This window comes from Candidatus Nomurabacteria bacterium, from assembly GCA_023898565.1.
GTDB lineage: Bacteria > Patescibacteriota > Minisyncoccia > Phycocordibacterales > UBA918 > OLB19.
Genome location: CP060228.1, coordinates 904542 through 916937 on the forward strand (window position 1 = coordinate 904542; position 12396 = coordinate 916937).

Consider the following 12396-nt stretch of genomic DNA (forward strand, 5'->3'; position numbering starts at 1 on the left):
ACCTAACACTGATACACTACACACATGACCTGGTTTCTCGTCGCCTTGATTGGCCCGATCTTGTACGCCATTACAAATCACATTGATAAGCACCTCCTCGAAAAGTATTTTAGCGTTAGTGGAGTAGGGACACTTCTCATCTTTTCATCACTTGCGTCGATTCTCGCGCTGCCGATTATCTTCTTTGCCGACCCGACTGTCCTCGATGTTGATCCGTTCAATATTTTCATTCTGTGTATTGTCGGCCTCCTCAACACAGCTCTGCTATGGTTTTACCTGATGGCGCTCGAAGAAGAGGAGGCATCAGTCACGATTGTGTTCTATCAGCTTGTGCCAGTCTTTGGCGCTGTCCTAGGCTATTTCTTGCTTGATGAGGTGCCAACCTTAATTCAGCTAGTAGCCATGGCAATTGTTATTCTTGGTACCACTATTATTTCATTTGAGCTCGATGGGGAGGGGGAGGTAAAACTCCGCACCCGCACCATCCTCTTCATGACAGCCGCTTCTCTCTGCTGGGCGCTAGGTTCGGTCATTTTCAAAGTTGCTGCACTTGAAGAGAATGTCTGGCGCTCACTCTTTTGGGAGCATGTTACTCTTGAAATAGTTGGTTTACTTATCTTTGCACTTGTTCCGACCTACCGCAAACACTTCCTCGAGTCCATGCGTGCCAACTCAAAGAAAATTCTCTCACTTAACGTACTCAATGAAGGGCTGTATATGTTCGGCAATGGCGCAGTTGCTTTCGCGTACCTTATGGCACCAATTGCATTTGTCTTGCTCACACAGTCACTTCAGCCATTCTTCGTACTTGCTATTGGTATTTTCCTAACCACTTTCTTCCCAGCACTCGGGCGCGAGAAAATGGGCGGTAGACACCTTGCACAAAAAATTACTGCAATAGTAATCACCGGTATCGGAACCTACATGCTGCTACACTTTGGTGGTTAGATATACACTCGCACTCGCACTTCTAAATAAAGTGTTTGTTATACTCATCGTAAGAGTCAGTCCTCTTTGGATGTATGATGCAGCACCTTACAGACAACTTTTTGAAGTACACTCTGACACCGCTTTTTATATTGATGGTTTCCGCTTCGTATTATCGTTTCTTAGTACTACACAACTATCTGGTCTCATACGAGGCCTCTTGTGACCCTGAGTTTGAAAGTTGCTTTGTTCTTTGTGAAAATGAAGCGGTAGAAGACCTGGCGCTCTGTCCCGGTGATCAACTTTTTTACTACGCAGAAATAGAGCGATACGGCGAAGATTTAATCAATCTTTGCGGGGACTCAGTCACTGATTGCGAAGCGGCTGATTATTGTATGGATTGGGAAAATGATTGCACTGTCAGTTACTGCGACCCAAATACTGAAACAATCTCCTGCGATACTCTCGACAACCAACCGGCAGGTGAGGAATCCTTAACTGAATCGTAAAGCGTATGGAGTGTTATTTATTTGATGAACCAACTTATTTTTTCTTCACTTCTGACCTACCGCAGTTGCTGTATTATTCTCACGTTCCAACCACCATTATCGCTCTGCTCGTTGGTTTGTTCGTTTTCTTTAACGCACGGCATTTACTACTCAATCGACTGCTCCTGTTGATTTCGCTTTGCTTTTCGGGATGGACGCTCATCAGCCTCATCGCATGGACCAATATTCATGGCGATCTCATCTTGTTTACCTGGCCATTATTCGGCGTCTTTCAAGCACTCATTTCTGTTTTCAGTATTTACTTTATTTACGTATTCCTCAATAAGCGTGACGTTGGCTTTACATTAAAACTGCTCTTTCTTGCACTACTTACGCCTGTACTCATATTTGCTCACACCGACGTAAGTGTAAGCGGATTTAATCTCGCTGCGTGTGATTCCTTTGGCTATGAAGGACTTGCCTATAAAATCTACTACACTGGACTAGGTTTCTTAGCAATGGGATGGATTGGAGCTTTACTCATTGCAAAGTATCGTAAAGCGGAAGGAAGTTTCCGCAAACAAATCGTACTCATGGGTATCGGTATTGAGTCGTTCTTATTTAGTTTTTCTTTCTTTACTTTTATCGCCACGTATTTGACCGGACTTGGCATCTTCCCAGACTCAAGCCTAGAACTGTACGGATTGTTCGGAATGACTATCTTTATGATTTTTATGAGCATTTTAATCGTACAATTTAGAGCTTTCAATGCAGGAATAACCACTTCGAGCGCGCTTATTGTAGCTTTGGTAATCTTGATTGGATCCCAGTTCACTTTTGCTCCCAACAACACAAGCAAGATGCTTACCGCGATTACACTTATTGTCACCGGCGTCACAGGCATACTTTTGATTAGGAGTGTCAAAAAGGAGATTGCACAACGAAAGGAAATCGAACGACTTGCACAACATCTTGAACAAGCAAATACCCGTCTGAAAGCACTCGATAAGCAGAAATCAGAATTTGTGTCTATTGCCTCACATCAGCTACGCAGCCCACTCACAGCTGTGCGAGGCTATGCATCACTTTTACTTGACGGCGACTACGGACCACTGCCACAAAACGCCATTGAGCCCCTACAAAGAATCGAAAAGTCTTCCCGGCTCATGACATACGCAATTGAAGACTATCTCAATGTTTCTCGAATTGAATCAGGCAACATGAAATACAATTACTCAGATTTTAATCTCAAGGATGAGGTTGAGCATATCTGTGACGATCTCCGGCAAGATGCTATTAAAAACGGGCTATCTCTCATTTTCCGCAGCGATCTTATGAGTCGAGGAATTATCCACGCTGACCTAGGCAAAACCGTACAGATTGTTCAAAATCTCATTCACAACTCAATCAAGTACACCAAGGAGGGAAGTATTAAGGTACTTGTTCGGGATGACGTGGTGCGCAAAAAAATTCACGTTGATATCATTGATACCGGCATTGGCATGAACAAAGAAACGCTCCTGACCATTTTCCAAAAATTCGAACGCGCTGATAACGCCAACAGCGTAAATGTGCACGGCACCGGACTTGGCCTCTATGTAGCCAAGATGATGACTGAAGCTATGGGCGGAGAAGTGAAAGCTGCGTCAGACGGCGACGGCAAAGGTTCGTGCTTTACGATCACCTTCCCACTTGCGCTGTAGAACGAAAGATAATTGTTTGAGCTGCAATTTCTGGTACTATTGCTCTATGACAAACGGCAAACAACGACTTCTTACCGGGATACAAGCAAGCGGCACGCTCCATATCGGCAACTACTTTGGAGCTCTTAAGCCTTTTAAAGATAGCTACGAGAATTTCGAGAGTTTTATCATGGTGGCAGACTACCACGCGCTCACCAGCCTGCGTGACGCAGACGCACTCCGCACCAATACGTACAACGTTGTACGCGACTATCTCGCTATTGGTGTTGATCCCGAGAAAGCAATCATCTTTCGCCAGTCAGACAACCAAGACCACACCGAGCTCGGCTGGGTACTTAACTGTCTCGTAACCGTGCCGTTTTTGATGCAGGCGCACTCATATAAGGACAAAGTCGCCAAAGGCATCGAACCAAACGCCGGCCTCTTTACCTACCCAATGCTCATGGCCGCCGATATTCTTCTCTATAATGCAGATGTAGTGCCAGTCGGTGAAGATCAACGACAACACCTTGAGTACACCCGTGAAGCAGTCGGGAAATTTAACCGCGCCTATGGTGAGCTACTCAAAGAACCAAAAGAAATGATTCTCGAAGGAGTGGGCGTGGTACCAGGCACTGATGGCCAAAAGATGAGCAAGAGCTATGGCAATACCATTCCACTCTTTGGTACTAAGGAAGAAATTGAAAAGGCTGTAATGGGCATCGTGACCGACTCCGCTGGCGACCGACCTGAGAACGTCTACGCAATTCATCGCTTGCTAAAATCAGCAGAAGAGCTCAATCCAATCTACGAAAGGCACAAAGGCCGCTATGGCGATCTCAAGAAGCTGCTCGCAGCAGACCTCGAAGCTATGATTGCTCCGATGCGCGAAAAGCGCGATACCATTACCGATGAAATGGTGGAAGCAGTACTAGCAACTGGCGCAGGAAAGGCGCGCACAATATCAAACGAAACCATGAGCAAGGTGCGGCACTCAATCGGTATTCGCTAAGTTGACATATCATGAAACAAAGGTACAGTACTCACGTACTGTACCTTTGTTTGGAGCACAAGGTGGACACTATTTACTTGGCAGGACCAGCAGTAAAGACAATCATGGAGGAGGCTGGTTACTCATTTTATGATTTAAGCAGCTATCCTAATCCGAGTGAACTCCTCATACAGCTACACACACCTGAGGGCGGCCCGACACTCGAGGAGACACAAGAGTGTCTGTCGCTTCTAAGGCGCGAGTTGCCTCGGCGGTTCGCTCCATCCATACTGTTCCTCGTCGAACTCAAGCCTGGAGATGAAAAGTATTTCACCGACATCGATACTGCGGGTGTCAGCTATATGATTTCGATTAGCAACCCCTTCAAACGATAAATCTTCTCAAAACGGCCTAAGGGCCGTTTTATTGACGAAATGAAAAACTCGAGCTAGGCTACCTATACGCCCAAGAAGCAGATGACACTGTGGAGGCAAATGACGAGAACAAAGAAGGTCCTCTTCGAGGATGAAGTAGGGTGGCACCGCGACTCATCACAGATGGGAATCGCCCCTATAAATATATTATTAAGTTAATACATTTATAGGGGCGATTGCGTTCCTATAAAGCAATTATTTATGGAACGAACACTCATAGCTGATCTCCACAGCCACATTGGAGAAGAAGTTTTAATTAACGCTGTCGTCAATGTTGCACGTCAGCAGGGCAAGATGGCCTTTTTCGATTTTCGTGACCGCTCAGGCATCATTCAAGGTGTTGTTTTCGGCAAGCCTGAAGTGCTTGAAGTTGCCAAAGACCTTACCCAAGAATACTCAGTGGCCGTGAAAGGAATGGTGAACCAACGCCCAGAAAAGATGGTAAACACAGGCGTGCAAAACGGCGATATCGAACTCGAAATCACCGGCGTTGAAGTTCTCAACCCATCTGACGCCATGCCATTTGATATGGACGGTGAACTCAACCTCGACACCTTGCTCGACTACCGACCACTGACACTGCGTCGACCACGCGAGCGCGCGATATTCAAAGTGCAGCATGAAATCCTAAACGCGTACCGCCGCTTCTTGACTGACAACGGCTTTACCGAATTCCAAGCGCCAAAGCTCGTTGGTGGCGACGCAGAAGGTGGTTCGGAGGTATTTAAGGTGAAGTACTTCAAGGGAGTCGACGCCTCACTCGCAACCAGCCCACAGCTCTACAAGCAGATTATGGTTGGTGTCTTTGAGCGTGTCTTTGCGGTTGGCCAGACTTTCCGCGCCGAAAAGAGCGCGACCACGCGCCACCTCAGCGAAATCTCTATGCTCGACCTCGAGATGGGATTCATCAAAGACCACACTGATGTGATTGCACTGGTGACCGAACTTATGAAGGCGATTACTGCACACATCAACACCACCTGCGCAGCCGAACTGAAGCTCCTTGGCGTAGAGGAAGCGCTCGCGCCAGAGAAATTTCCAGTCATGACACTGCATGAAGCTCAGGAGCTTATCAAGAAAGAAACTGGCGTCGACAAGACATCAGAACCAGACCTCGAACCAGAAGATGAGCGTTTTCTCTGCGAATACGCCAACAAAAACCTTGGTTCAGACTTTGTTTTCGTAACACATTTCCCAACCAAGAAGCGACCGTTCTACACCCATATTGAGCCAGCCGACCCAGACTTCACCCGCAGCTTCGACCTCTTGTTCCGCGGCCTCGAGATGTGTTCTGGCGGGCAGCGCGTGCACAAGTACGAAGAACTAATCGAGCGCCTCAAGAGCAAAGGACTCGATCCAGACAAGTTCCAGTTCTACCTCCAAGCCTTCAAATACGGCATCCCACCACACGGCGGCATCGGCATGGGCCTTGAACGTCTCACGGCGAAGTTCTGCGGAGTAGGGAACGTAAAAGAAGCGACGATGTTCCCACGCGACATCAACCGCATCGACACTTTAACCTCGAAGGACCAGAGCGAGACGGCGGAAATTTAATTCCAAAGTCCAGCAAAGCAAAAAGCGGGCGGAGCCTTCGGCTCCGCCCGCTTTTTGCTATAATAAAAAAATGAAATTTATTGCTGATGAATACAAAAACAGCAGAGGAGGGTATTCCAGGTTGTATAAAATTATTTGCAGAAAATGCAACGACCCAATCTGCCTCTATCAAAAAGACGGACCGGGCAATTTACGTAGAATGTATCTTGACAGGATGTTTGACCAAACAACAAACCACAAAAAGAAGGAGTTAACTTGCCAAAATAATCACATTCTCGGAATTAAAATTACTCACAACGAACACAACGAATCCCGAGAAGCTTACCGACTATTTGTTGATGCAATCATTAAAACACCTGTAAATATTAAGTCACTAAAGTAACATGACAAAAATCACCAGCACCACCAAGCCGCTTTCAGAAGCCGCGAAGAAGTATTGCCGAATTGTAGTTACTGATGCCAAGCCAAGCTGGCACCGACTCGTCGAGCGCGCTGATGGTGTTTTGGAATATCGCCTTGGAGCTGGAAAAGGGAAGAGCATGACGGCGCGTAGCTTCCGCACACTCGTGCGTAGTATTGTGCAAGCAGCAAAGTCACACCAAGTAAGCGAAATTGCTCTGGAGCTAGACCATGCCAATTACCCAAAGCTCGCTGAGTACGGCGAAACGTGGTTTTACCGCACGATTGCCGAAAATCTTTCGCTCGCCGCATATGAATTTACCCACTACAAAACCAGCAAGAAAAGCGAAGGTGTACTGAAGGAAGTTCTTGTTTGCGGCGTAAGTAGCAAGGCACAAAAAGACTCGTTTGCTGCCGGACTAATTGTGGCCGAAGCGATGAATCACACCCGCGACATCGCCAACACCTCTGGCGGCGACCTTACTCCAAGCAAGCTCGCTGAGGAGGCAAAGAATATCCTCAAAGGCACCAAGGCGGCAGTGCGGGTGCTAAATGCAGCCGCTATTAAGCGTGAAAAGATGGGACTCCTTGAAGCCGTCGGGAAAGGAGCTGAAGACCGTGAGCGTCTGATTGTAATTGAGTACTGGGGCGCCGGGAAACCAGCCAAGAAAGGAGACAAAACCAAGGCGCCAATTGCACTCATTGGCAAAGGTATTACTTATGACACGGGCGGCCTCAATGTAAAACCGAGTGGCTACATGCACGAAATGCACATGGACATGTCTGGTGGTGCAGCCATGATTGGCACCATGCGCGCGATTGCCAAGCTTGGCCTTAAAAAGAATGTGGTGGCAGTGATTCCAGCCGCTGAAAATGCCATCTCAGAACGCAGCATGCGCGCCGGTGATATCGCCACCAGCATGTCTGGCAAAACCGTGGAGATATTGCACACCGACGCCGAAGGTCGCCTCATCTTAGCCGACGCTATGACCTACGCCGAAAAGCACTTCGCACCACGCATTATGCTCGACGCCGCTACGCTTACCGGCGCGTCGCTCTCTGCACTTGGCCAACATACCTCGGCAATCCTTACCAAAGATCAAGCCCTTTCTGACACGCTCGTAAAACTCGGTGAAGAATCCGGCGACCTCGTGTGGCCACTCCCGCTTTGGGACGAATACAAAGCGATGCTTAAGAGTACTCGCGCTGACGTTAGCAATATCGCCACCAATTTCTCTCGCTACGCGGGCTGTATCGAAGGCGGTATTTTCCTCGCTCACTTTGCTCCCAAGAAAACACCCTGGGCACATATCGATATCGCACCACGCATGGAAAGCATCCCTAGCGACAAGCTTGCTAAAGGCGCAACTGGGGAACCTGTCCGTCTTCTCGTCCGCTTTATTGAGACTAACTAACAAAAATTAAGCCGTGCTAAAATATTCTCATGAACACGGCTTTTGCCATTAAAACTGAGGTCTTTGAGGCCCCTATGGAGCTCCTCATTGAACTCGTTGAAAAACGAAAGCTACTTATCAATGACATCTCACTCGCACAAGTCACGGACGAATACATGCAGACGGTAAGCATGATGCAAGAACTCTCACTGCCAAACACTGCGCAGTTTGTCACCCTTGCCGCCACACTTCTTCTTATCAAATCAAAATCACTACTACCAGTGCTTGATCTCACTACCGAGGAAGAGGCGACGATTGAAGATCTTGAGCAACGATTGAGACAATATCAGATATATCGTGATATCGGACTTACGCTACAATCTAGATTTGGCCACCAAAAATCCTACGAACCAGAATTCACGCCACCACGAAATCCACTTTTTGCACCCGACCACTACAGTAGTCTCACTGAATTAGAGGCAGCAATGTACCGAGTACTTAGCGCACTCCCTAAAACCGAATTAAAGCCAGTGGCGAAAGTTCGTCCAACCATCTCGCTCGAAGAAATGATGGACAAGCTCCAGCGTCGCATCGAAAACCAAATGCGCACAAAATTTTCAGAAATCAGAGCCGGGGAAACCGAACATAAAAATATTATTGTAAGCTTCTTGGCAGTCCTTGAGCTTTTCAAGCAAGGAAACATGATTATTACGCAAAACAACCGCTTTGATGACATTGAAATCGAGCTCGACAGAGCTTCTACACCTCGCTACTACTAGACACAGGATTGCCTTAAAATCCATGTATTTCGTGCTAGAATGCCCATATGAACCTAGACGTGCTCATCGAGGCGCTGCTTTTTTATAAAGCGAGCCCACAGAACAAGCAAAAACTTGCGAAGATTTTCGCTGTATCAGAAGAAGAATTTTCTGCTGCCCTCACAACCCTTCGCAATCGACTCAAATCCGGTGCAGTACGACTCATTGAAACTGAAACTGAAATCACCTTAGCCACTGCTTCCGAACTTTCTGAATTTGTCGAATCGCTTCAAAAGCAAGAAATGAATGGCGACATCGGTAAAGCAGGTGCAGAAACGCTGGCGATAATTTTGTATCGCGAACCCATTTCTCGAGTTGAGATTGACCGCATTCGCGGTGTGAATTCATCATTTATTTTACGTAATCTTCTTATGCGCGGGCTCATTAGCCGTGAATCCATCACTGGCAACGGTTATCAATTCCGCATCAGTCCAGCCTTACTCACGCACCTTGGAGTAAGCAGTAAACAAGAACTGCCTCAGTTTTCTGATTTTATGAACGCAATTGATGACTTTGATAAAGCTGAATCATGAATAACCTCACCGACTACACAAATGAGCAGCATCAACGCTTCCCAATCTTAGCTCAGCTTGGTATTTTACTGTTTATATTAGTCGGTGTTTTTGGCGCGCTTCTGCTCCCTTCTAATGATACAGAGGAGATTGCGAGCGAACCAATGGAGACCGCCATTAGACCCCTTCCAGAAGCGCGCCCCCTCAGCACAGCTACTATAGAAAACGTCACCTTACGCGCTAAGGCAGCTTACGTACTCGACGTAAAAGGGCAGCGAGCTCTCTTTGAAAAAAATGCCAATGAGGTTTTGCCACTGGCATCGATTACAAAACTCATGACCACACTTGTCGCATACGAATTAATCACGGACGACACAGTGACAAGCATGCCGCTCTCCGCCATTAAACAAGAGGGGAGTAGCGGCCTTTCAGTAGGCGAACGCTTGAGTGCAGAGAAGCTCCGTAAACTCGCACTTATATCATCTTCCAATGATGCCGCGTTCGCACTCGGTGCCAGCGTAGGATCATTGCTTGGAGATGAGGATCCTAATGCACAGTTTGTAGCCGCAATGAATATCCGCGCTGATGAACTCGGTCTTGATACACTCGAGTACTGGAATCCCACCGGCCTCGATCTCTCGAACACAAAACCTGGCGCTGTTGGTAGCGCCAAAGATGTATCACTCCTCATGGAATATATCATCACGCATTACCCTGAAATCATTACCCCAACCCAAGAGGCAGCTGCGCGCATTTACAATACAGCAGGAGCATACCACGAAATCAGCAACACCAACGAAGTAGCCCTTGAAATCCCAAATATGATTGGATCAAAAACTGGGTTTACAGATTTGGCAGGGGGGAATCTTACCATCGCTTTTGATGCTGGCTTTGATCGACCAATTATCATTACTGTTTTGAGATCAACTCGCGATGAACGCTTTAGCGATGTTCTTGCTTTGGTAAAGGCAACGCAAGATGTTCTAGGAAATATTGAATAATTATGCACAGCCTCTTACTTAATGTACTAATTCCTTCATTGCTCGCGTTTGTGATTGGTATTTTTATTACACCTATCGTGACACACTTCTTGTATAAGCATCGCGTTTGGAAGAAACAAGGCGGTAAAACAGCGCTCGGTGGCCATGAGGCAACCGAATTCAATCGTTTAAAGGGAGCTGAGGAAACAAAGACTCCACGCATGGGTGGCATTGTTATTTGGGGAAGCGTGCTTATCACACTTGGGGGCACATATGCGCTTGCTGCTATTTTTCCAGATTCAATCTTCGCGCGTCTTGACTACCTTAGCCGATCACAAACCCTCATCCCCGCAGCCACTTTGCTTGTAGGAGCATGTATCGGTTTTTTAAATGATTTTTATGATGTGGCTCATGACGGTAAAGGATTACGACTGTCAATCAGACTGGGGTTAATTACTATTTTATCTACCGTGCTTGGATGGTGGTTTTACTTTAAGCTCGGTGTTTCCAGCATCAGTATTCCTTTTGATGGTGTGCTTGAACTAGGCGTTTTGATTATTCCATTCTTTGTGCTGTTGACACTCATGCTATATGCAAGTGGAGTTATCGATGGCATTGACGGTCTTTCTGGTGGTGTATTTGCCTCCATATTTGCAGCGTATACCGGTATTGCTGTGGTGCAATCGCAATTTGATCTCGCTGTTTTTTGCGCCACAGTAGTGGGCGCTATTATGGCCTTCTTGTGGTTCAATGTTCCACCAGCACGCTTCTGGATGACCGAAACTGGCTCAATGGCGCTCACGCTCTCTTTGGCGACAGTAGTGTTCATGACCGATACGCTCGGCGAAGGGAATGGTATCGTGCTACTCCCGATTGTTGGCTTTCCCCTTATTGCAACAGTTGCCTCAAATGTGCTCCAAGTTTCATATCGTAAATGTACAGGCAAGAAATTATTCCGCATTGCTCCGCTGCATCATCACTTCGAAGCGATTGGTTGGCCTTCATACAAAGTCACCATGCGATATTGGATTATCAGTCTGATATGCGCCGTAGTAGGTGTTATCATCGCAACTCTCGCGTAGCACCATGGCAGTCAAAAAACCAAAATCAATCGACACAATTTTGCTTGGCCTTATCATTCTTATGGTGGCAGGTGGTTTTTTGATTTTTTCATCAGCCTCACTCGGCCTTATGGCGCGCGATGGCGCCACTTTCGGGTCGGTAGCGACCAGTCAATTTATCTTCGGAGTAATTGGCGGGAGTCTAGCTTTGCTACTTATGAGCAATGTGTATTATCGTAATTTACGCAAATACGCATTTTATCTTTTTGCCGGCAGCCTCCTACTCACTGTGGCAGTTTTCATTCCCGGCATAGGGATGACACACGCGGGCGCCACCCGTTGGCTTGACCTCGGTTTTACCACTATCCAACCATCCGAATTTCTTAAAATCGGCTTTGTGGTATATCTCGCCACGTGGCTTTCGGGAGTACACGGGAAAATCTCTGACTGGCGGTTTGGCCTTGGCCCCTTTGCAGCAATAACCGGAGTAGTAGGACTTGTTATGCTTGCCCAGCCTGACACTGATACATTTATGATTATCGCATTTGCAGGAATGGCTATGTATTTAACAGCTGGAGCGAACTGGCGTGATATTTGTCTCATTATTCTGTCTGGCGTACTCATGCTAGCGACAATTGCAATCTTTCGACCATACATCATGGATCGATTTACTACCTTCTTACATCCAGAAGCAGATCCGCTTGGCAGCGGGTATCAAATTCAGCAGTCACTCATTGCTGTTGGAGCGGGGGGAGTGACGGGACGCGGCTTTGGACAAAGTATTCAAAAATTTGAATACTTGCCAGAACCAATCGGCGACTCTATTTTTGCGGTATACGCTGAAGAATTTGGGTTCGTAGGCTCACTGCTGCTCATTTGTAGTTTGGTATTTTTAACGTTGCGTGGCTATAAAACGGCAGCTGAAACAAACGATATTTTTGGCACATTACTTGTTATTGGATTCATTACGATTATCATCGCACAGGCATTTCTGAACATCGGAGCAATGCTTGCAGTTGCACCACTTTCTGGGCTTCCACTCCCTTTTATCAGCCATGGCGGAACAGCACTCATGGTCACTCTTGCGTCGCTGGGTATTGTGCTCAATGTGTCAAAATACCGAACATTGCGCTAAGGACACGTGCTACACTAGAGC

At 46.9% G+C, this 12396-nt stretch carries 13 protein-coding genes; all 13 read left to right on the top strand.

Going from position 1 to position 12396, the window contains the following annotated elements; genetic code table 11:
* The first annotated feature begins 24 nt into the window (after positions 1–24).
* The 13 genes from H6780_04640 to H6780_04700 all read left to right on the top strand — a co-directional run bounded on the left by H6780_04640 (position 25) and on the right by H6780_04700 (position 12375).
* Positions 25–948, top strand: coding sequence for a DMT family transporter (locus H6780_04640; GenBank protein USN88746.1), 924 nt, complete (start codon positions 25–27; stop codon positions 946–948).
* A gap of 74 nt (positions 949–1022) precedes the next feature.
* Complete coding sequence (locus H6780_04645; GenBank protein ID USN88747.1) at positions 1023–1436, top strand: hypothetical protein; 414 nt, start codon at positions 1023–1025, stop codon at positions 1434–1436.
* Between the two features lie 5 nt (positions 1437–1441).
* On the top strand, positions 1442–3118 hold the full coding sequence (locus H6780_04650) for a HAMP domain-containing histidine kinase (protein USN88748.1): 1677 nt from the start codon (positions 1442–1444) through the stop codon (positions 3116–3118).
* A 46-nt stretch (positions 3119–3164) separates the two neighbouring features.
* Complete coding sequence (gene trpS / locus H6780_04655) at positions 3165–4109, top strand: tryptophan--tRNA ligase (GenBank protein ID USN88749.1); 945 nt, start codon at positions 3165–3167, stop codon at positions 4107–4109.
* An 11-nt stretch (positions 4110–4120) separates the two neighbouring features.
* Positions 4121–4483 (top strand): hypothetical protein, encoded by a 363-nt coding sequence (locus H6780_04660; protein ID USN88750.1) that lies wholly within the window; start codon positions 4121–4123, stop codon positions 4481–4483.
* Positions 4484–4723: 240 nt separating this feature from the next.
* The gene (aspS, locus tag H6780_04665; GenBank protein USN88751.1) at positions 4724–6076 is read left to right on the top strand and encodes an aspartate--tRNA(Asn) ligase; all 1353 of its coding nucleotides are present in this window, start codon (positions 4724–4726) and stop codon (positions 6074–6076) included.
* Between the two features lie 70 nt (positions 6077–6146).
* Complete coding sequence (locus H6780_04670; GenBank protein USN88752.1) at positions 6147–6458, top strand: hypothetical protein; 312 nt, start codon at positions 6147–6149, stop codon at positions 6456–6458.
* Position 6459: 1 nt separating this feature from the next.
* Positions 6460–7890, top strand: a complete 1431-nt coding sequence (locus H6780_04675; protein USN88753.1) for a leucyl aminopeptidase family protein — start codon at positions 6460–6462, stop codon at positions 7888–7890.
* A 29-nt stretch (positions 7891–7919) separates the two neighbouring features.
* Entirely contained in the window at positions 7920–8648 is a 729-nt protein-coding gene (locus tag H6780_04680) for a segregation/condensation protein A (GenBank protein ID USN88754.1), read from the top strand.
* Between the two features lie 47 nt (positions 8649–8695).
* Entirely contained in the window at positions 8696–9220 is a 525-nt protein-coding gene (locus H6780_04685) for an SMC-Scp complex subunit ScpB (protein ID USN88755.1), read from the top strand.
* Positions 9217–10200: a D-alanyl-D-alanine carboxypeptidase gene (locus H6780_04690; GenBank protein USN88756.1), complete on the top strand. Its 984-nt coding sequence runs from the start codon at positions 9217–9219 to the stop codon at positions 10198–10200. Before H6780_04685 ends, H6780_04690 begins: the two co-directional genes overlap by 4 nt.
* A gap of 2 nt (positions 10201–10202) precedes the next feature.
* Entirely contained in the window at positions 10203–11261 is a 1059-nt protein-coding gene (locus tag H6780_04695; GenBank protein ID USN88757.1) for a hypothetical protein, read from the top strand.
* Between the two features lie 4 nt (positions 11262–11265).
* The gene (locus H6780_04700; protein USN88758.1) at positions 11266–12375 is read left to right on the top strand and encodes a cell division protein FtsW; all 1110 of its coding nucleotides are present in this window, start codon (positions 11266–11268) and stop codon (positions 12373–12375) included.
* Positions 12376–12396: the final 21 nt, after the last annotated feature.

Bases quoted from the DNA above. Each gene is read 5' to 3' on its own strand.
- H6780_04675 (USN88753.1), top strand. From the start codon at position 6,460: ATGACAAAAATCACCAGCACCACCAAGCCGCTTTCAGAAGCCGCGAAG.
- H6780_04640 (USN88746.1), top strand. From the start codon at position 25: ATGACCTGGTTTCTCGTCGCCTTGATTGGCCCGATCTTGTACGCCATT.
- H6780_04650 (USN88748.1), top strand. From the start codon at position 1,442: ATGGAGTGTTATTTATTTGATGAACCAACTTATTTTTTCTTCACTTCT.
- H6780_04670 (USN88752.1), top strand. From the start codon at position 6,147: ATGAAATTTATTGCTGATGAATACAAAAACAGCAGAGGAGGGTATTCC.
- H6780_04700 (USN88758.1), top strand. From the start codon at position 11,266: ATGGCAGTCAAAAAACCAAAATCAATCGACACAATTTTGCTTGGCCTT.
- H6780_04690 (USN88756.1), top strand. From the start codon at position 9,217: ATGAATAACCTCACCGACTACACAAATGAGCAGCATCAACGCTTCCCA.
- aspS (USN88751.1), top strand. From the start codon at position 4,724: ATGGAACGAACACTCATAGCTGATCTCCACAGCCACATTGGAGAAGAA.
- H6780_04695 (USN88757.1), top strand. From the start codon at position 10,203: ATGCACAGCCTCTTACTTAATGTACTAATTCCTTCATTGCTCGCGTTT.
- H6780_04660 (USN88750.1), top strand. From the start codon at position 4,121: ATGAAACAAAGGTACAGTACTCACGTACTGTACCTTTGTTTGGAGCAC.
- trpS (USN88749.1), top strand. From the start codon at position 3,165: ATGACAAACGGCAAACAACGACTTCTTACCGGGATACAAGCAAGCGGC.
- H6780_04645 (USN88747.1), top strand. From the start codon at position 1,023: ATGATGCAGCACCTTACAGACAACTTTTTGAAGTACACTCTGACACCG.
- H6780_04685 (USN88755.1), top strand. From the start codon at position 8,696: ATGAACCTAGACGTGCTCATCGAGGCGCTGCTTTTTTATAAAGCGAGC.
- H6780_04680 (USN88754.1), top strand. From the start codon at position 7,920: ATGAACACGGCTTTTGCCATTAAAACTGAGGTCTTTGAGGCCCCTATG.